We start from the raw sequence: 18718 nt of genomic DNA on the forward strand, positions 1-18718 counted from the left end.
CTAGGCGATTGCGCCGGTCGGAGGGGGTTTACCGAGGTCGGCGACAGACGTAACAGAACGCGGCCGCCGGAGTGATCCACGCGAAACATCGACCACCGACGATGGACGTATGTTGATGTCATCAACATCGCGCGGGGAGTCCGTCGCCGACGGGTTCCGGGACGCGATGGCCGGGCTGGCGAGCGGCGTGTGCGTGGTCACGACGGCGGCGGGCGGAGTCCCCGCGGGGCTGACGACCACCGCCGTGATGAGCGTGAGCCTCGACCCGCCGCTGGTCGCCGTCGGGGTGGGCCGGACCAGCCGTACCCTGGCGCCGCTGCGCGCGGCGCGGCGGTTCGCGGTGCACGTGCTGGCGCACGACCGTGAGGACGTCGCCGCCGCGTTCGCCTCCAAGGCCCCGGACAAGTTCATCGGCCGGGTCGTGGGCGCGGGCCGGGCCGGCGTCCCCCTGCTGACCGAGGACGCGCGGCACGTGCTGGAGTGCGAGACCTGGACCGAGGTCGAGGCGGGTGACCACGTGCTGCTCGTCGGCCGGGTCGTCGCCGTGCACGCGTCCGCCCGGGACGGCGGGCGCGCCCTGGTGCACTTCGACCGGGCGTTCCATCAGCTCGGCGCCGCGGACGGCCGGGCCTGACCCGCGCCGGGGCCGTGCGCCCCCGGTCGGCCCGGGGTCAGTCCACCGGGTCCGGTGCCGGACGGCGCTCGCGCAGCCACACCTCGCTCTGCGTGACGTGCGCCGCCGCGGCCACCGACGCCGCGACGGGGTCGCGCGCCGTCAGCGCGCGCAGGATCGCGCGGTGGCCCGCGTCGGAGACCCGCTTGGTGTCCGGGGTGAGCACCGGGTAGGCGCGCGACCGGGACCGGAGCACCGACACCAGGGACGCCAGCGACTCGTTGCCGCACAGCCGCACGACGCCCATGTGGAACTCGTGGTCGAGCGCCGACTGCTCGTCGACGTCCTCGCTCGCCTCCAGCTGGTCGAGGAGGTCCGCCAGCCGGGTCAGCGTGGCGTCGTCGCAGCGCGCCGCCGACAGGGCGACGGCATGCGCCTCCAGCACGCGGCGCAGCTCGTAGAGCTCGAGGATCGACTCCAGCGGCAGCAGGCCGACCGTGAGGGTGAGCGTCCGGATCATGTCGGCGGCGCGCAGCTCGCCCACGAACGTTCCGGCCCCGCGGCGCGTCTCGACCACGCCCAGGGCCGAGAGCGTGCGGATCGCCTCGCGGATCGATCCGCGCGAGACGCCGAGCCGCTCGCTCAGCTCGCCCTCGCTGGGCAGCCGGTCGCCCGGCTGGAGGGAGCCGTCGGCGATCAGGGTGCGGACCCCGTGCAGTGCCGTCTCGACCGCGCTCACCTCGTGCATCCCTCCAGCATGTCAGGTTCTCCCTGGCGCCGCGGACATTTCGCCCCCGTAAAACCTGTCCTACAGATCTGTGTCATTCACGAGGAATCTCTGGTCTTGAGTCGCTTCGGCTGCCATGGTTGTCCGACAACCACCCGAGGGAGGGTCGATGGACCAGGTGCACACCACCACCGCACCGGTGCCCGTCCGGCTCGCGTCCGGCCGGCCGGCCCGGGACGCGTGGCCGCTGGACGACACCGTCGTGCACCTCAACCACGGCTCCTACGGCGCCGTCCCCATCGAGGTGGGGCGCCACCAGGAGGAGCTGCGGCGGCAGGCCGACCTCAGCCCTGTCGCCTGGTTCCCCCGGACGCCCGAGCTCATCGCCGCCGCCCGCCACGAGATCGCGCCGTTCGTGGGTGCCCGCGCCGAGGACACGGCGTTCGTGCCCAACGCCTCGGCGGCCGCGACCGTGGTGCTCAACTCCCTGCGGCTCGCGCCCGGCGACGAGATCCTGGTCACCGACCACGGCTACGGCGCCGTCACCATGGGCGCCCACCGGCTCGCCCGGCGCACCGGTGCCCGCGTCCGCACGGTCGCCGTGCCGCTCGCGGCGACGGAGGACGAGGTCGTCGAGCGGTTCCGGGCCGAGCTCACCGGCACGGTGCGCCTCGTCGTCGTCGACCAGATCACCTCGCCCACCGCCCGTCTGCTCCCGACCGCCCGGATCACGCAGGTCGCCCACGAACGCGGCGCCCGCGTGCTCGTGGACGGCGCGCACGCGCCCGGCCTCGTCCCCGACGCGGCCGCCGCCGCGGGCGGCGACTGGTGGTTCGGCAACCTGCACAAGTGGCCCTGCGCGCCGCGCGGGTCCGCGCTGCTCGTCACCCGCGCCGCCGACCGTGACGACCTCTGGCCGCTCATCGACTCCTGGGGCGCCGAGGAGCCCTACCCGGAGCGGTTCGACTCCCAGGGCACCCTGGACGCGACCGCCTACCTCGCCTCCCCGCACGCCGTCCGGTTCGTCGAGCGGGAGCACGGCTGGGCCCGGGCGCGCGAGACCATCGCGGCGCTCGCCGACCACGGCGTGGACGTCATCGGCGCGGCCCTCCAGCCCCATGTCGACGGGCCCGTGGCCACCGACGTCGGCATGCCCGTGCCCGCGATGCGCCTGATCCGGCTCCCGGACGGTCTCGGACGGGACCGGACGGACGCCGACGAGCTGCGCCTGCGGCTGCTCGACCTGGCCGGCGTCGAGTCGGCCTTCACGAGCTTCGGCGGCGTGGGCTACCTGCGCCTCTCGGCGCACCTGTACACCGAGCCGCGCGACTTCGAGGCGTTCGTCGAGCGCGCCGTACCCCAGATCCTGGCGTTCGCCGACGAACGCCGGGGCCAGTGACACCACACCGACCGAGAAGAAGGAGAGGTGCGCCCGTGCACCGCACCCGAGCTGCCGTCACCGCGAGCCTGGCCACGATCGGCCTGCTCGCCCTCACCGCGTGTTCCGGAGGCGGGTCCGCCGCCGACGGGACCGTCCGCCTGCAGATGGTCGAGAGCCTGACCAACCCGGCCCGTACCGCGCTCATCCGCGAGCTGCTGGACGAGTTCGAGGCGGAGAACCCGGGCGTCACCGTCGACCTGGTGTCCCCGCCCACCGACCAGGCCGACCAGAAGCTCCAGCAGATGCTCCAGTCCGGCCGCGGCGTGGACGTGCTGGAGGTCCGCGACAGCACCGTCGGGGCGTTCAGCAACAACGGCTGGCTGCACGACCTGTCCGACGAGGCCCCGCAGTGGGCGGGCTGGGACGACCTGACCGACAACGCGCAGGCCGTGACCGCGCCCGACGGCGCCCGCTACTACGTGCCGTACGGCTTCTACGGGCTGTCGCTGTTCTACCGCACCGACCTCGTCGAGGAGGCGGGCTTCGACGGGCCGCCGGCGTCGTGGGAGGACCTGCTGGAGCAGGCCACCGCCATCCAGGACCCGGGACAGAACACCTACGGCTACGCGTTCCGCGGCGGCCAGAACGGGTTCAGCAACGTGGTGGCCGCCGTGGAGGCGTACACGATCGACGACCTCGACGTGGAGAACGCCTACCTGCTGCAGGACGGGTCCACCATCTTCTCGGCGCCCGAGGCGCAGGACGCCGTCGACACCTACTTCGCCCTGTTCGACCAGGCGTCGCCGCCGTCCGCCGTGTCGTGGGGCTACCCCGAGATGGTCGAGGGCTTCACCAACGGCTCCACGGCGTTCCTGCTCCAGGACCCGGAGGTCATCGCCACGGTGTCGCAGTCGACGACCGTCACCGAGGACCAGTGGTCCACCGCGCCGCTGCTGACCGGCCCCACCGGCAAGGCGGCGCAGCCGCTGGCCACCGCGGGCTGGGGCGTCGCGGAGGCGAGCGAGCACCAGGCCGAGGCGGCCGACCTGGTCGAGTTCCTGTCGGGCGCGGAGCCGGCCACCCGGTTCGCGCAGGAGAACAGCCTGGTGCCGATCATCGACGGCGCGGGGGAGGACCCGTTCTACTCCGAGGGCCCGTGGTCGAGCTACGTGACCATGACCGAGGACCCGGAGACGTACGTCAACGTGGTGCAGCCGCGCGGCGTGAGCTGGTGGACCGAGTGGGAGCAGAAGGCCGACCAGGACCTGCAGGCCGTGCTGCTGGGCGACATGACCACGAGCGAGCTGCTCGGGGAGTGGGACACGTTCTGGACCGAGAAGTACGCGTCGGAGAGCTGACGTGACCGCCACCGCCGTCCGTCCGCCGCGTGCCGGTTCGCCACGCGTGCCCCGGCGTCGTACGCCCTTCGGGCTCCGGCACGCGCTGACGATCCTCGGGTTCCTCGCCCCTGCCATCGTCTTCGTCTGCTGGTTCACGTACTTCCCCATGCTCCAGGGTGCGCAGATGGCGTTCCGGGACTGGAACCTGTGGGATCTCACCTCGACCCCCTGGGTGGGGCTGGGCAACTTCCTCACCATCCTGGGCGACCCGGTGTTCCCCGTGGTCGCGGGGAACACCGTGGTGTGGGTCGTGGGCTCGATCGCGCCGCAGCTCGTGATCGGGTTCCTGGTGGCCCTGGCGCTGTGGCGCCGGTTCCGCTTCCGCGGGCTCTACCAGGCGCTGGTGTTCTACCCGTGGGCGGTCTCCGGCTTCCTGGTGGGCATGCTCTTCCGCTGGATGTTCAACGCGGAGTTCGGCGTCGTCAACGACCTGCTGATGAAGGCGGGCCTCGTGGACGCGCCCCTGCCGTGGCTCGCCGACCCGACGCTGGCCATGGTCGCCGTCATCGTCGCCAACGTCTGGTACGGCGTGACGTTCTTCGCGATCATGATCCTCGCCGCGCTCCAGTCGGTGCCCGACGAGGTGCTGGAGGCTGCCGCCATCGACGGCGCCGGGACCGTGCGCCGGCTCTTCTCGATCGTGATCCCGTACATCTGGACCACGCTCGCGCTCACCGTGCTGCTCCGGGCGATCTGGACGTTCAACTCGCCCGAGATCATCTATGCGATGACGGCCGGCGGCCCCGCGGGACGCACGCACATCGTGACCACCTGGATGATCGAGTACACGCAGCAGGGCTCCTACGGCCTGGCGAGCGCGATCGGCCTGGCCGTCATGGTGGTGCTGTTCGTGTTCTGCGCGTTCTACCTCGTGGCCATGAAGCGGGTGAACCAGCGGTGACGGGGCGCGTCGTCCGGGTCACGGGACTAGCGCTGTGGCTGGTCGTCACGCTCTTCCCGCTCTACTGGGTGGTGGTCACGTCCTTCAAGGCGCCCGGGTCCATCAACCGGTGGCCGCTGGAGTACTGGCCGTCCGAGCCGTCCACGGCCAACTACACCGACCTGTTCGCCACGTCGAGCTTCGGCACCTTCATCGGCAACTCGCTGACGGTCGCGCTGCTGGCCGGGGGCACGGCGACGCTGATCGCCCTGCTCAGCGCCTACGTGCTGGCGCGGTTCGAGTTCCGCGGCAAGGGTGCGGTGCTCGGGGCGTTCCTGCTCACCCAGATGATCCCGGCGTTCATCGCGCTCGGTCCCCTGTACGCGATGCTGTCCGACCTGGGCCTGGTCGACACCCGGCCGGGTCTGGCCCTGGTCTACGTGGCCATGTGCATCCCGTTCTCCACCGTGATGCTGCGGGGGTTCTTCGAGAACATGCCCGACGCGCTGGAGGAGGCGGCGATGATCGACGGGTGCTCGCGCCTGGGCGCGCTGTTCCGCGTGCTCGTGCCGGTGATGGCCCCGGGGATCGCCGCGGCGTTCATCTTCAACTTCGTGAACTGCTGGAACGAGCTGTTCCTGTCCGTCGTCCTGCTGAACTCCGACGCCACCAAGACCATCCCGGCGGCGCTCAACGGGTTCATCTCGACGTTCAACATCGCCTGGGGCCCGATGTCGGCCGCGGCGGTGCTCACGATCCTGCCGACCATGGTGCTGTTCGCGGTGGCGAGCCGCTGGATCGTGGAGGGCCTGACGGCCGGGTCGGTGAAGGAGTAGCGCGGCCCGGGAGGTCGCCGGCACCGACAGGGAACGCACCGGGTCGCCGTACGACCTGGTTGACGACCCGCAGGAGGTGAGCAGCTCGTGGGACCTAGGGCCTGCTCGTCGTCTCAGGCGGCCGTCAGCCGCCCGCGCTCGGCGCGGGTGAGCGGCGGCATCGAGGCGAGCAGCTCACGCGTGTACGGGTGCCCGGGCCGGTCGAAGATCTGCTCCACGTCTCCCGTCTCGACCGCGGTGCCGCGATACATCACCAGCACGCGGTGGGCGAGGTTGCGCACCACCGACAGGTCGTGCGAGATGAACAGGATCGACAGACCGAGCCGGTCCTGGAGGTCGACGAGCAGGTTGGTGACCTGCGCCTGGATGGTCACGTCCAGGGCGGAGACGGGTTCGTCGCAGACCAGCACGTCGGGGTCGCGCATCAGTGCCCGCGCGATCCCGATGCGCTGCCGCTGCCCGCCGGAGAACTGGTGCGGGAACCGGTCCATGACGTCGGGGCGCAGCCCGACGAGCTCCAGCAGCTCCGCGACGCGGTCGCGCCGGGAGGCGGCGGTACCGGTACGGGTCACCACGAGCGGTTCGGCGACGATGTCCCGCACCCGCATGCGCGGGTCGAGCGAGGTGTACGGGTCCTGGAACACCATCTGGGTACCGGTCCGGGGCGCGGGCCGCCGGCCCCGGGCGCGCCGTGTGACGTCCTGCCCGTGGTAGCGGACCGTGCCCTGGTCGGCGCTCTCCAGCCCGACGACCATCCGGGCCAGCGTCGACTTGCCGCTGCCGGACTCCCCGACGACGCCGAGCGTCTCGCCCCGGCGCAGCACGAGGTCCACACCGTCCACGGCGCGGACGGTGCGCCGGGCCAGCGGCGACCCGCCGTGGAAGGTGCGGCCCAGGCCGCTCACCTCCAGCACCACGTCGTCGGCACCTGCGGGTGCGTCGTCGGGCTGCGCGGACGGCGGTTCCAGCACGCGCGCCGTGCCGGCGCGCGGGACCGAGCCCAGCAGCGTCCTGGTGTACGGCGCGCTCGGTGCGGCGAAGACCGCGTCGGCGTCCCCCTGCTCCACCACCACGCCGTCGCGCATCACGGCGAGGCGGTCGGCGACCTCGGTGACGACGCCGATGTCGTGCGTGATGAGCAGCACCCCCATGCCGAGCCGGCCGCGCAGGTCGTGCAGCAGGCGCAGGATCTGCGCCTGCACGGTGACGTCGAGGGCGGTGGTCGGCTCGTCGGCGACCAGCAGGTCCGGCTCCAGCGCGATCGCCATCGCGATGAGGATGCGCTGCCGCATGCCGCCGGAGAACTGGTGCGGGTAGTCGTCCACCCGGGCGCCGGGCGCGGCGATGCCGACCAGGTCGAGCAGCTCGACGGCCCGTTCGCGCGCCTGCCGGCGGCCCAGTCCGCGGTGCACGCGGAAGATCTCACCGATCTGGTCGCCCACGGTCAGGACGGGGTTGAGGCTGGAGAGCGCGTCCTGCAGCACCATGCTCATGCGTTCGCCCCGCAGCGCGCGCCGCTCCTCCTCGGTGCAGGTGAGCAGGTCCGTGCCGCCCACGGCGAGCTCGCGGGCCGAGACGGTCGCGGCCGGGTCCTGGATGCCGAGCACGGCGCGTGCGGTCACGGTCTTGCCCGAGCCGGACTCGCCCAGGAGGGCCACGAGCTCACCCGGGCGGACGTCGAGGTCGAGGTCGCTCACCACCGGGGTGACGTGCGCGCCGGACCGGAACCCGATGTCGAGGCCACGGACGCGGAGCACGGGGTCGGGGCCGTCGGAGCTGCGTGTCATGTCCCCATGGTGCCCTGCCCGGCGTCGCGGGATGTTTCGCTCACGTGAATTCTTGAGCCGGATTAACCCATCAGGATTGACAGCCGCGCCGGATAGTCGCGACGGTGAGGTCACTCACGCCGGTTTGTTACGAGGAGGCAGCAGTGCTGGAGCCAGCGAAGCAGTACGCGGGATACCGGGCCTACGACTACCTGGAGCCCGACGTCGACTACCGCGCCTTCGAGCTCGCGCAGCAGGTCGGCCGCGTGCCCGCCTATGCCGGGCTCGACCTGACCACGAGCGAGACGGAGCGCACCGCGCGCCTCCTGGAGCAGGAGACCGTCATCTCCCTGCACGACCACCTCCAGGTCTTCCCCCAGGACATGGGCGACCTGCGCGGATACATCCGGCAGGGCCGGGAGAGCACCGGCTACGAGGGGCTGAGCCGCTCCGGCCTGACCGCCGTGTTCGACAACGGGATGGACGGCACCTGCTGCATCTCGAGCGATGCCGGGTGGAAGTACCAGGACGTGCTCTTCGACCTCGGCGTCCGCATGGCCGACCTGGCCCACCAGGACTTCGTGGTCAAGGGCGAGACCCTGCGGGACATCCGCCACGCGCAGGAGACCGGGCGGATCGCCCACGTCTTCTCGCTGGAGGCGGCGACCATGATCGAGAACGAGGTGGACCGGCTGGACGTCCTCTACGGGTTCGGGGTGCGCATGATGGGCATCGCCTACTCCGAGGCGAACACGCTCGGCTCGGGCCTCAAGGAGCGAGGCGACGGCGGCCTGACCTACTTCGGCGAGCGGGCCGTGGCGCGCATGAACAAGCTCGGCATCGCCATCGACATCTCGCACTCCGGGGACCGCACCTGCCTGGACACCATCAAGGCGTCCACCAAGCCCGTGTTCATCACGCACGCCGGCGCCCGCGGCCTGTGGCCCACCAACCGGATGAAGACCGACGAGACCATCGTCGAGTGCGCCCGCCGCGGCGGCGTCATCGGCATCGAGGCCGCGCCCCACACCACGCTCTCGCCGAAGCACCCCCGGCACTCGCTGGAGTCGGTGATGGACCACTTCCAGTACTGCGTGGACCTCGTGGGCATCGAGCACGTCACGTTCGGCCCCGACACCCTCTTCGGCGACCACGTGGGCCTGCACGACGCCTTCTCGTCCAACCTCTCCATCTCCCAGGCCCACGGCCACGTGGACTACGACAAGGTCGAGTACGTCGACGGCGTCGAGAACCCGGCCGAGGAGTTCTTCAACATCATCGGCTGGCTGGTCAAGCACGGCTGGTCCGACGACGAGATCCGCGCCGTCGTCGGCGGCAACACCCTGCGTGTCCTCGAGGAGGTCTGGATCTGATGAAGCTGCGAAGACTGAGCCTGGCCGGCACCGCCGTCGCCGGTGCGCTCGCGCTGGCCGCGTGCGCGCCGCAGGCACCGTCGTCCGAGGGGGAGGGGAGCGGGGCGCCCGCCGAGGCGGGCGACGACACGCTGACCATCGCCACGACCACCGACGTGGTCAACTACAACCCGCTGATCGGCAACAGCCGCAGCGACTACTGGGTCACCAACCTCATGTACCCCCACCTGCTCTCCATCGCGGACGACGGCAGCAAGGAGGCCGCCCTCGCCACCGACTGGGGCTACGTGGACGAGACCACCGGGTTCTACGAGATCCGGGACGACTTCACCTGGAGCGACGGCGAGCCCCTCACGGCCGACGACGTCGCCTGGACCCTGAACGCGGTCAAGCAGGACGCACCCGCCGGGACGTTCTACGGCCAGATGGGGCACGTCGAGTCCGCCGAGGCGGTCTCGCCCACACGTGTCGAGGTCACGCTCACCGAACCTGACACGTCCGTGATCGAGGAGATCGGGTTCTGGGGCAACATCGTGCCGCAGCACGTCTTCGAGCCGGCCGGGTCGGTCGCCGAGTTCGCGAACGACGGCGAGGACGGCTGGGTCAGCGCCGGTCCGTACGTGCTGACCGACGTGCAGGCCGGGCAGAGCTACACCCTGGAGCGTACCGAGCAGGACTACCCGCTGGTCGAGGGCGGCACTCCCGTCCCGGCACGCGTGGTCTACCGCGTCTACCCGGACGTCAACACCGAGATCCTGGCGCTGCAGAGCGGCGAGGTCGACGTCATCGCGAACGCCCTGCCGCCCGCCCAGGTGGAGCAGCTGCGGGGCACCGACGGCATCGAGATCGCCGAGGTGCCCGGGCTCGGCTACGCCCACATGGTCTACAACATGGACCACCCGGACCTGGCGAAGACCGAGGTGCGCCAGGCGCTGGCGCACGCGGCCGACTACGAGACCATCCGCGAGGTGGTGCTCCAGGGGCAGGCCGACTCGACCGGGTCCAGCCCGCTGATGCCCGTGCTGTCCCAGTACCACGACGACTCCCTGACCGAGTACGAGTTCGACCCCGAGCTGTCGCGTTCCCTCATGGAGGACGCCGGGTACGAGGCCGACGCCGACGGCATGTTCCCCGTCTCCTTCCGCCTGCTGTACTCGCTGCAGGACAGCGTGACCAGCCAGTGGGCGCAGCTCGTCAAGGACAGCGCGGCCGAGGCCGGCATCACGATCGAGCTGGAGGGCCTGGAGCGCAACACCTACCTGGCCCGGACGGACGAGGGCGACTACGACATCTACGCCGGGAACTTCGCCATCATGGACGACCCCGTCACCAACTTCACCCTGTCCTACCTGCCCGGCGGTGCCATCAACTACACCCACGTGGACGACCCCGAGCTGAACGAGCTCGTCGCCCGGGCGGCCGTCACTCCGGACACCGACGAGAAGGTGGCGATCATGCGGGAGGCCGCGGCCCTGGTCCACGAGCAGGTCTACGACAACATCATGTACACGCAGAACCTGTACATGGCCTACAGCTCCGACTGGGACGGCTTCGTGGTCAAGCCCAGCGAGCTGCTGTCCGTCGTCCACGCGCAGTCCGTGGCGTCCGCCTACCGGGTCTCCGGCCAGTAGCCGCCGACCGGATCCGACCAGAAAGGCCGCCCGCGTGTCTCTCACCCTGTTCGTCCTGCGTCGTCTCGGCCGGGGAGTGCTGACGATCTGGTTCGCCGTGACCGTGACCTTCCTGCTCCTGCGCCTTCTGCCGGGCGACCCCGCGCTCGCCGTGGCGAGCACGAACATGACCGAGGAGGCGCGGGCGGCCCTGCTCGTCCAGTACGGCCTCGACCAGCCGCTGCCCGTCCAGTACGTGCTGTACCTGGGCCAGCTCCTGCAGGGCGACCTCGGTACGTCGTTCACCCAGTCGGTGCCGGTGCTGGACGTGCTCCTGCACCGGCTGCCGTGGACGCTGCTGCTCACGGTCACGGCCCTGGCGCTCACCGTCGTGATCGGCGTGCCGCTGGGTGCGCTCGCCGCGTCGGCCAAGGGCCGCACGTGGGACCGCGTGGTCCAGGTGATCGGTGTCACCGGGCAGTCCCTGTTCGTGCCCAGCGTCGGCATCGTGCTGCTGTTCCTGTTCGGCCTCGGGCTGGGCTGGTTCCCCATCGGGGGTGCCTACGACCAGGACGTGTACGGCTTCCCGTGGTACGGGTCGGTGCTGTCCCACCTCGTGCTGCCCGCCGTCTCGCTCACGCTGGTCCAGCTCGGGCCGTACGTGCTGACCATGCGCGCCGCGCTGGTCGACGCGCTGGGCGACGACTACGTCACCCTCGCGCGTGCCAACGGGCTCTCGCCGCGCCGCATCCTCTGGAAGCACGCGCTGCGCAACGCGCTGCTGCCCACCACCACGCTCATCGGGCTCCAGCTCGGGTTCCTGGTGGGCGGGGCGGTCCTCACCGAGACGGTCTTCGCCTACCCCGGCATCGGCCGGGGCATCTACGAGGCCGTGACCCAGCTCGACTTCCCCGTGCTCCAGGGCGCGTTCCTGCTGCTGGCCGTGACGGTCGTGGCGGCGAACATGCTCACCGACATCGCCTACGGCTTCCTCGACCCGAGAGTGAAGGCATCGTGACCGCACCGATCCCCGGCCCGGCCCTGTCCGGGCCGCCGCTGCCCGAACCCTCCCTCGCCGGCGAACCCCTGGGCGAGCCGACGGCGCCCGCCGCCGCGGGGGAGGACCCGGCCCGTGCCCGCCGCGCCGGCAGCGCCACCTGGCGCGCCTTCCGCCGCCAGCCGCTCGGCATGTTCTCCCTGGTCGTCCTGGCGCTGATCGTGCTGGTCAGCGTGCTGGCGCCGGTGCTGTCCGCGCCGCCGGCCAGCTACGGTCCGGACGTGCTGCGGCCACCGGGCGGCGGGCACCCCTTCGGTACCGACGCGCTGGGCCGGGACGTGCTCGCGGAGGTGGTTTGGGGCACCCGCCAGTCCGTGCTGGTGGCCGTGGCTGCCTCCGCCATCGCCATCGCGTTCGGCACGCTGGTGGCCGTCGTCGGGGCCTACTTCCGCCGGGTCGACGCGGTGGTCGGGGTACTGGTGGACCTGACCCTGTCGCTGCCGGTGCTCCCGCTCATGATCCTCGTGGCCGCGCTCGCCGGGCCCAGCACCACCACGATCATCCTGGTCGTCGCGGCGTTCTCCTGGCCCGAGGTGACCCGGCTGGTGCGCTCCCAGGCCCTGGCCGTGGTGGGCCTGCCCTACGTGGACGCCGCACGGCTCATGACACGCGACGCGGCCTGGATCATCGGCCGGCACGTGGTGCCCGCCGTCACCCCGGTGGTCGTGGTCTCCGTGGTGGTGACCGCCTCACGAGCGGTGCTCTCGGCCGCCGGGCTCGCCTTCCTCGGCCTGGGCGACCCGACCACGTGGTCGTGGGGCCGGATCCTCTACGAGGCCCAGCAGTCGGGCTCGATGGTCAGCGCGTGGTGGCTCACGCTGTTCCCGTCCCTGGCCATCCTCGCGCTCGTGCTCTCCGCCACGCTCCTGTCCATCGCGTACAACGACGCCCGCAACCCGAGGAACCAGGACCGATGACGACGACGACCGGCACCCCGGCCCGTTTCCGGCAGCGCCTCCCGGCCGACGTCCTGGACCGGCTGCAGGACGGCGTCCGCGACCGCCTTCGCGCGCAGGACCTGGACGCGGTGCTCACCGACGACCCGGAGGACGTCGCCTACCTGACCGGCTTCTTCCACCACCCGGGGGAGCGGCCCGTGGCCGTGCTCCTGCGTCCCGAGGGCCCCGCCGTCCTGCTGGTCCCGGAGCTGGAACGACAGCACGCGCAGGAGCAGCACGCCCGGGCGGAGATCGTGTCCTACGCCGAGTACCCCGGCGTGGAGAACCCGTTCGCGCCGCTGGCTCGGGCCGCCGGGCGCCTCCGTGGGCGCCTGGGTATGACGACGCTGATCACCCAGCACCGTCTCACGCTCGCCCAGGGCGCGTTCACGGCGGCGCAGTGGGTATCCACCGAGCTGGTCACCCGCGCCCGGTACCGCAAGCTGCCCGAGGAGCTGGCGCTGCACCGCGAGGCGGCGCGGATCACCGACCTGATGCTGACCGCCGGCGTCGCCCTCGTGACCGAGGCCGTCGCGGCGGGCGGCGACCTGCCGAGCGAGCAGGAGCTCGCGCGGCACGTCACCTCGGTGGGCACGGCCACGATGTACGCCGAGCACGACGACGTCGTGGTGGTCTCACCGCTCGCCGGCGGGCTCGTGTACGCCGGCCCCAACTCGGCCATCCCGCACGGTCTGCCCTCGGGGTACCGGCTGCGTCCGGGGGACACCTTCATGCTCTCGCTCGGCTGCGCCGTCGGCGGCCGGTTCGTGGAGGGGGAGCGCACGTTCGTGCTCGGTGAACCCACCGCCGACCAGCGCCGGTACCACGACACGGTGCGCCGCGCGCAGGCCGAGGGCGGCCGTGCGATCGCCCCGGGCGTCCCCTGCGCGGCCAGCAACGCCCGCTGCCTGGGCGTGATCCGGGACGCCGGGCTGGGCGAGTACCTGCGCCACCGGCAGGGTCACGGGATCGGCCTCGGCATGCACGAGCCGCCGTGGCTGGAGGACGGCGACGACACGCCCCTCGAGGCGGGCATGGTCGTCTCCAACGAGCCCGGCCTGTACGTGCCCGGCCATGCCGGCTACCGCATCAGCGACAGCATGGTCGTCACCGCCACCGGGTCGCAGCCGCTGACCACCTACCCCCGGGCGCTCGACGACTGCGTCATCCCGGTCTGAGCCGGCCCGCACCCGCCCCACGACGAGAGGACCCCACCATGCCCGACGACGTCTCGCCCGAGTTCGCCGCCGCCACCAGCACCGCCCAGCGCGTCGAGATCAACGGCAACGAGCTCGCCGTCGAGGTGCTCGGGCCCGAGGACGCGCCCGTGATCCTCACCCATCACGGCGCGCCGGGTCTCGGCTCCCGGGCCGAGCCCCGGGCCAGCTTCGGCCGCCTCGCCGACGAGTACCGCGTGGTCGTGTTCGACGCCCGCGGCAGCGGCGAGTCCGAGGGCTCCGGCACGTTCAGCCACGAGCAGTGGGCCGCCGACCTGGACGCGCTGCGGGAGTGGGCCGGGGCCGAGCGGGTCGCGATCGCCGGCGGTTCCTACGGCGGGTTCATGGCCATGGAGTACGCGATCCGGTACCCCGGGCGGGTGTCGGCCGTGGTGCTGCGCGACACGTCGCCCGACAACGGCAACGCCCACCTGGCGCGGGAGAACGCGCTCGCCTCCGACCGGGTCACCGTCGACATGGAGAAGTTCGACCGCATCGACCAGGGCCGCGTCCGGGACGACGACGACCTGCGCGACTGCTGGCGCGAGATCCTGCCGCTGTACGACTACGTGTACGACCCTGCTGCCGTCGAGCGCAAGGTCCAGGCCACCCCCTACCGCTACCAGGCGCACAACTACGCGTTCTCGGTGAACCTCCCCGCCTACGACCTCAAGCCCCAGCTCCCGGGCATCACCGCCCCGACACTGGTCACCGTGGGCCGGACCGACTGGATCACCCCGGTATCGTGCTCGCAGACCATCGCCGAGCTGATCCCGGACGCCCGCCTCGCGGTCTTCGAGCGGTCCGGTCACTCGCCCCAGATCGAGGAGGCAGAGGAGTGGACCCGGGTGGTGCGCGACTTCCTGCACGAGACGTACCCGCACGCATGAACCTCGCCGCCCTGGAGGACCTCGACGACCTCGACAAGCGCATCGTCGTCGCGCTGCAGCACGACGGGCGGGCGAGCTGGCGAGCCGTCGCCGAGGCCGTCGACGGCTCCGTCACCACCGTCTCCCGCCGGGGGCAGCAGCTCCTGGCCGACGGCGTGGTCCGGGTGGCCGCCGTGCCCGCCCTCGGCGCGGACGGGCCCTCCGACTCGTTCTGGGTGCGGATCAACTGCGCGACCGGCACCCAGGTCCAGGTCGCCGCGGCGCTCGCCGCCAACCCGGACGTCCGGTTCTGCACCATCGTCACCGGCGGGTACGACGTCATCCTCGAGCTGGTGGTGCGCGGCGGCGCGGCGCACCACGCGCGCATCCTGCAGGAGGTGCAGTCGGTGCCCGGCGTGGTGCGCTGGCGCAGCGACCTGATCCTGCACGTGTACAAGGTGAGCTTCGACTGGGGGCGGCAGCTCTACCGCGAGCTGCTGGGCCCGCCCGCCGAGGGCGACGAGGCCGAGGCCGCCGAACCCGCCGAGTGCACGCCCGAGCACTTCGACGCCGCGGACCGCAAGATCATCGCCGCCCTCCGGGACGACGGGCGGCGCACGTTCCAGAGCATCGCCGACGAGGTCGGCATGAACGAGTCCAGCGTCCGCCGCCGTTTCGAGCGCCTGCGTGCCACCCAGTGCATCAGCCTGCTCACGCTCGTGCCCTCCGCCGCGCTCGGGATGAGCGCCGAGGCCCTCATGACGGTCAAGGTCGCGCCGTCGCGTCTCGACGCCGTGGCCCACGAGCTGGCCAGGTACCCGTTCGTGCGCTACCTGGCGGCGATGCTCGACGAGAACTCGCTGCTCTGCGAGATCATCACGCCCACGGTGGAGGAGCTGTACGCCTTCATCACCGGGTCGCTCGCGCGGCTGGACGGGGTCGAGGGCTGGAACGCGTCGCTGGAGGTGCTGTACCTCAAGCGGGGCTTCGTCGAGACGCCGTGGTGGCGGGCGCAGGCCGCGGAGATCGCCGGCGGCTGAGGTCCGCCGGCTCTGTCGCCCGGGTTTATCACCCGGGTTTCTCGCCCCGGTGACCCTGCCCGCACTGCGCGCACCGGCGCGCCGTCGGATCCTGTCGTAGGGGGCGGGACCGGCGCCGCCGTCGGCCCCGAGGAGCCTTGCCGGGCGAGGTGGCGCCTCGCACCGCGAAGGGAGACGGGAACGTGCCCAAGATTGTCACGGATGACGGTGTCGAGATCTTCTACAAGGACTGGGGCAGTGGTCAGCCGATCGTGTTCAGCCACGGCTGGCCCCTGTCGTCGGACGACTGGGACGCCCAGCTGCTGTTCTTCCTCCAGCAGGGCTACCGCGTGATCGCCCACGACCGGCGGGGACACGGCCGGTCGACGCAGGTGGCGGACGGCCACGACATGGACCACTACGCCGCCGACCTCGCCGCGCTGACCACGTATCTCGACCTGCACGACGCCGTGCACGTGGGGCACTCCACCGGCGGCGGCGAGGTGGTGCACTACATCGCCCGGCACGGTGCGGACCGGGTGGCCAAGGCGGCGATCATCGCCGCCGTGCCGCCGCTCATGGTGCAGACCGACGCGAACCCCGACGGGCTGCCGAAGAGCGTGTTCGACGACCTGCGGGCCCAGCTCGCCGCCAGCCGCGCCGAGTTCTACCACGCCCTCCCGGCGGGGCCCTTCTACGGGTTCAACCGGCCCGGCGTCGAGACGCGCGAGCCGCTCGTGCGCAACTGGTGGCGCCAGGGCATGGCGGGCGGCGCGAAGGCGCACTACGACGGCATCGCCGCCTTCTCCGAGACCGACTTCACGGAGGACCTGCGCGCGATCACCGTGCCGGTGCTGGTGATGCACGGTGACGACGACCAGATCGTCCCGTACGCCAACGCGGGCCCCAAGTCGGCCGAGCTGCTCCCGAACGGCACGCTGATGACCTACGAGGGCTTCCCGCACGGCATGCCGACCACGCACGCGGACGTCATCAACGCCGACCTGCTGGACTTCATCCGGTCCTGACCGGGCTCAGGGCAGCGTGATCGGCAGCTTCTGGCCGTCGAGCACCTGGTGGCACGTGCACTCGTCGTCGGGCAGGGCCGCGACCGTGGCCTCCAGGACGCCGGCGAGCGTGGTGACGTTCTGTGCGAACAGCTCCAGCACCGCCGCCTGCGTGACGTGCTCACCGCCCTCGACGCCGGCGTCCGCGTCCGTGACGAGCGCGAGCGTGGTGCAGCACAGGGCGAGCTCGCGGGCCAGCGCGGTCTCGGGCATCGCGGTCATGTTGACGAGCGTCCCGCCGTCGCGCGCGTTGCGCCTCGACTCCGCGCGCGACGAGAACCGCGGGCCCTGGATGACGACCATCGTGCCGCCGTCCACGGCCGGCAGCGGGCCGGCCTGGGCCGCCGCGACCGCGGCGGCCCGGCCGCGCGGGCAGTACGGGTCGGCGAACGGGACGTGGACCACGGGGCCCTCCACGTCGTAGTAGGTGTGCTCGCGGTCCCAGGTGCGGTCGATCACCTGGTCCGGCACGACGATCGTGCCGGCGGTCAGCTCCGGCACGAGCCCGCCCACCGCGCACGACGTGACGACCTGGCGGACGCCGAGCGCGCGCAGCGCCCACAGGTTCGCCCGGTAGGGGACGCGGTGGGGCGCGAACCGGTGGTCGGCGCCGTGCCGCGGCAGGAACACCACCTCGCGCCCGCCGAGCACGCCCCGGGCCGGGGCCTCCGACGGAGGGCCGTAGGGGGTGTCGACGTGGACCGGCTCCGTCTCCGTCAGCAGCTCGTACATGCCGGATCCGCCGATGATCCCGATGGGTGCGCTCATGCTGCCCAGGCTAGGCCGGACGTCCCCGCCGGAGGGGCGCCGCGGCGCCGCCGTCAGCAGATGGTCAGGTTCAGGCGCTCGCGCCGGCCGGTCCCCGGCGGTTGACTCGACACCAGGACCGAGACACCACGAACGAGACACCACGAACGGGACGTCGTGCGAGAGGGGACGAGGATGCGGGTGCTGGTGACGGGAGGAGCCGGGTTCATCGGCCGGGAGGTGGTCGCGGAGCTGACCCGGCGCGGCGACGAGGTGGTCGTGCTGGACTCGCTGCGCGAGGACGTCCACGGCCGGGAGCCGGTGGTCGACGGGCGTACCGTCGTGGGCGACGTGCGCGACCCGGAGGTGGTCGGGCGGGTCCTCGCGGGATGCGACGCGGTGGTGCACCTCGCGGCGAAGGTCGGCCTGGGGGTGTCGCTGGCCGACATCGACGACTACGTCTCCTCCAACGACCTCGGCACAGCCGTCCTGCTGCGTGCCGCGCAGGTGCCGCACGTCGTGTACGCGAGCTCGATGGTCGTGTACGGCGAGGGACGCTACGACTGCCGCGAGCACGGCCAGGTGGCGCCGCCTCCGCGCCGCGCCGAGGACCTGGAGGCGGGGCTGTTCGAACCACGCTGCACGGTGTGCTCGGCGCCGCTGCGGCCCGGCCTGGTCGGTGAGGACGCGCGGCTCGACCCGCGCAACGTGTACGCGGCGACCAAGGCGCACGGCGAGGCGCTGCTCGCGGCGTGGGCACGGCAGACCGGCGGCAGCGCGACCGCGCTGCGCTTCCACAACGTCTACGGGCCGGGCATGCCCCGGGACACCCCCTACGCCGGGGTGGCGGCGCTGTTCCGCGCGGCGGTCGAGCGGGGCGAGGCCCCGACGGTCCTGGAGGACGGGCAGCAGCGCCGGGACTTCGTCCACGTCGGTGACGTGGCCCGCGCGGTGGTCGCGGCGGTCGCCGCACCCCAGACGGCGGGGAACGTGACGCCGCTGAACATCGGCTCCGGGGTGGTGACCACCGTGGGCGAGATGGCCCAGGTCACCTCGAAGCTTCTCGCGGGGCCGGAACCCGTGGTGACCGGCGGCTACCGGCTCGGCGACGTGCGGCACGTCACCGCGTCCAGCGAGGCCGCGGCCGCGGCCCTGGGCTGGCGCGCCCGCGTGGGGCTGGCGGAGGGGCTGGCCACCCTGACCTGACCCGCGCGCCTC

General features: G+C 72.2%; 17 protein-coding genes. 14 read left to right on the top strand and 3 right to left on the bottom strand.

Translation table 11 applies throughout. The features are described 5' to 3' along the window. Nucleotides 1-115 precede the first annotated feature (115 nt). Nucleotides 116-634: a flavin reductase family protein gene (locus ACIBBF_RS01325; protein WP_397409687.1), complete on the top strand. Its 519-nt coding sequence runs from the start codon at nucleotides 116-118 to the stop codon at nucleotides 632-634. Between the two features lie 37 nt (nucleotides 635-671). On the opposite strand, the gene ACIBBF_RS01330 is transcribed toward ACIBBF_RS01325, so the two are convergent. Then, nucleotides 672-1361, bottom strand: a complete 690-nt coding sequence (locus ACIBBF_RS01330) for a FadR/GntR family transcriptional regulator (RefSeq protein WP_397409689.1) — start codon at nucleotides 1359-1361, stop codon at nucleotides 672-674. A gap of 148 nt (nucleotides 1362-1509) precedes the next feature. Here ACIBBF_RS01330 and ACIBBF_RS01335 point away from each other — a divergent pair, with 148 nt between their 5' ends. The 4 genes from ACIBBF_RS01335 to ACIBBF_RS01350 are packed head-to-tail and all read left to right on the top strand — an operon-like array spanning nucleotide 1510 to nucleotide 5837. Beyond that, on the top strand, nucleotides 1510-2739 hold the full coding sequence (locus ACIBBF_RS01335; protein WP_397409691.1) for an aminotransferase class V-fold PLP-dependent enzyme: 1230 nt from the start codon (nucleotides 1510-1512) through the stop codon (nucleotides 2737-2739). Nucleotides 2740-2774: 35 nt separating this feature from the next. Then, on the top strand, nucleotides 2775-4079 hold the full coding sequence (locus ACIBBF_RS01340) for an ABC transporter substrate-binding protein (protein ID WP_397409693.1): 1305 nt from the start codon (nucleotides 2775-2777) through the stop codon (nucleotides 4077-4079). A 1-nt stretch (nucleotide 4080) separates the two neighbouring features. Beyond that, nucleotides 4081-5022, top strand: coding sequence for a carbohydrate ABC transporter permease (locus tag ACIBBF_RS01345; RefSeq protein WP_397409695.1), 942 nt, complete (start codon nucleotides 4081-4083; stop codon nucleotides 5020-5022). Continuing rightward, nucleotides 5019-5837, top strand: coding sequence for a carbohydrate ABC transporter permease (locus ACIBBF_RS01350; protein WP_397409697.1), 819 nt, complete (start codon nucleotides 5019-5021; stop codon nucleotides 5835-5837). The genes ACIBBF_RS01345 and ACIBBF_RS01350 overlap by 4 nt, the downstream gene beginning before the upstream one ends. A 113-nt stretch (nucleotides 5838-5950) precedes the next feature. Here ACIBBF_RS01350 and ACIBBF_RS01355 read toward each other — a convergent pair whose 3' ends face one another. Beyond that, on the bottom strand, nucleotides 5951-7624 hold the full coding sequence (locus tag ACIBBF_RS01355; protein ID WP_397409699.1) for an ABC transporter ATP-binding protein: 1674 nt from the start codon (nucleotides 7622-7624) through the stop codon (nucleotides 5951-5953). Between the two features lie 143 nt (nucleotides 7625-7767). On the opposite strand from ACIBBF_RS01355, the gene ACIBBF_RS01360 reads away from it, so the two are divergent. The 8 genes from ACIBBF_RS01360 (at nucleotide 7768) to ACIBBF_RS01395 (ending at nucleotide 16714) form a co-directional block, all read left to right on the top strand. Continuing rightward, nucleotides 7768-8976: a dipeptidase gene (locus tag ACIBBF_RS01360; RefSeq protein WP_397409701.1), complete on the top strand. Its 1209-nt coding sequence runs from the start codon at nucleotides 7768-7770 to the stop codon at nucleotides 8974-8976. Then, the gene (locus ACIBBF_RS01365; protein ID WP_397409703.1) at nucleotides 8976-10607 is read left to right on the top strand and encodes an ABC transporter substrate-binding protein; all 1632 of its coding nucleotides are present in this window, start codon (nucleotides 8976-8978) and stop codon (nucleotides 10605-10607) included. The genes ACIBBF_RS01360 and ACIBBF_RS01365 overlap by 1 nt, the downstream gene beginning before the upstream one ends. Before the next feature lie 34 nt (nucleotides 10608-10641). Beyond that, complete coding sequence (locus ACIBBF_RS01370; protein ID WP_397409705.1) at nucleotides 10642-11604, top strand: ABC transporter permease; 963 nt, start codon at nucleotides 10642-10644, stop codon at nucleotides 11602-11604. Then, complete coding sequence (locus tag ACIBBF_RS01375; RefSeq protein ID WP_397409707.1) at nucleotides 11601-12560, top strand: ABC transporter permease; 960 nt, start codon at nucleotides 11601-11603, stop codon at nucleotides 12558-12560. Before ACIBBF_RS01370 ends, ACIBBF_RS01375 begins: the two co-directional genes overlap by 4 nt. Continuing rightward, the gene (locus ACIBBF_RS01380; protein ID WP_397409709.1) at nucleotides 12557-13759 is read left to right on the top strand and encodes a M24 family metallopeptidase; all 1203 of its coding nucleotides are present in this window, start codon (nucleotides 12557-12559) and stop codon (nucleotides 13757-13759) included. The genes ACIBBF_RS01375 and ACIBBF_RS01380 overlap by 4 nt, the downstream gene beginning before the upstream one ends. Nucleotides 13760-13797: 38 nt before the next feature. Beyond that, nucleotides 13798-14688: an alpha/beta fold hydrolase gene (locus ACIBBF_RS01385; RefSeq protein WP_397409711.1), complete on the top strand. Its 891-nt coding sequence runs from the start codon at nucleotides 13798-13800 to the stop codon at nucleotides 14686-14688. Next, complete coding sequence (locus ACIBBF_RS01390; protein WP_397409713.1) at nucleotides 14685-15707, top strand: Lrp/AsnC family transcriptional regulator; 1023 nt, start codon at nucleotides 14685-14687, stop codon at nucleotides 15705-15707. The genes ACIBBF_RS01385 and ACIBBF_RS01390 overlap by 4 nt, the downstream gene beginning before the upstream one ends. Before the next feature lie 182 nt (nucleotides 15708-15889). Then, nucleotides 15890-16714 (top strand): alpha/beta fold hydrolase, encoded by an 825-nt coding sequence (locus ACIBBF_RS01395; RefSeq protein ID WP_397409715.1) that lies wholly within the window; start codon nucleotides 15890-15892, stop codon nucleotides 16712-16714. A 6-nt stretch (nucleotides 16715-16720) separates the two neighbouring features. On the opposite strand, the gene ACIBBF_RS01400 is transcribed toward ACIBBF_RS01395, so the two are convergent. After that, nucleotides 16721-17521 (bottom strand): S-methyl-5'-thioadenosine phosphorylase, encoded by an 801-nt coding sequence (locus ACIBBF_RS01400; protein ID WP_397409716.1) that lies wholly within the window; start codon nucleotides 17519-17521, stop codon nucleotides 16721-16723. Between the two features lie 174 nt (nucleotides 17522-17695). On the opposite strand from ACIBBF_RS01400, the gene ACIBBF_RS01405 reads away from it, so the two are divergent. Beyond that, nucleotides 17696-18706 carry an NAD-dependent epimerase/dehydratase family protein gene (locus ACIBBF_RS01405; RefSeq protein ID WP_397409718.1) on the top strand — a complete coding sequence of 337 codons (1011 nt, stop codon included), beginning with the start codon at nucleotides 17696-17698 and terminating at the stop codon, nucleotides 18704-18706. The last annotated feature ends 12 nt before the right edge of the window (nucleotides 18707-18718 follow it).

The sequence above is a fragment of the Promicromonospora sp. NPDC050880 genome (assembly GCF_044456525.1).
GTDB lineage: Bacteria > Actinomycetota > Actinomycetes > Actinomycetales > Cellulomonadaceae > Promicromonospora.

What these genes read in the sequence shown, in the direction of transcription:
- ACIBBF_RS01390 (WP_397409713.1), top strand. Translation starts at nt 14,685, where the DNA reads ATGAACCTCGCCGCCCTGGAGGACCTCGACGACCTCGACAAGCGCATC.
- ACIBBF_RS01385 (WP_397409711.1), top strand. Translation starts at nt 13,798, where the DNA reads ATGCCCGACGACGTCTCGCCCGAGTTCGCCGCCGCCACCAGCACCGCC.
- ACIBBF_RS01325 (WP_397409687.1), top strand. Translation starts at nt 116, where the DNA reads ATGTCATCAACATCGCGCGGGGAGTCCGTCGCCGACGGGTTCCGGGAC.
- ACIBBF_RS01335 (WP_397409691.1), top strand. Translation starts at nt 1,510, where the DNA reads ATGGACCAGGTGCACACCACCACCGCACCGGTGCCCGTCCGGCTCGCG.
- ACIBBF_RS01380 (WP_397409709.1), top strand. Translation starts at nt 12,557, where the DNA reads ATGACGACGACGACCGGCACCCCGGCCCGTTTCCGGCAGCGCCTCCCG.
- ACIBBF_RS01330 (WP_397409689.1), bottom strand. Translation starts at nt 1,361, where the DNA reads ATGCACGAGGTGAGCGCGGTCGAGACGGCACTGCACGGGGTCCGCACC.
- ACIBBF_RS01405 (WP_397409718.1), top strand. Translation starts at nt 17,696, where the DNA reads ATGCGGGTGCTGGTGACGGGAGGAGCCGGGTTCATCGGCCGGGAGGTG.
- ACIBBF_RS01355 (WP_397409699.1), bottom strand. Translation starts at nt 7,624, where the DNA reads ATGACACGCAGCTCCGACGGCCCCGACCCCGTGCTCCGCGTCCGTGGC.
- ACIBBF_RS01400 (WP_397409716.1), bottom strand. Translation starts at nt 17,521, where the DNA reads ATGAGCGCACCCATCGGGATCATCGGCGGATCCGGCATGTACGAGCTG.
- ACIBBF_RS01365 (WP_397409703.1), top strand. Translation starts at nt 8,976, where the DNA reads ATGAAGCTGCGAAGACTGAGCCTGGCCGGCACCGCCGTCGCCGGTGCG.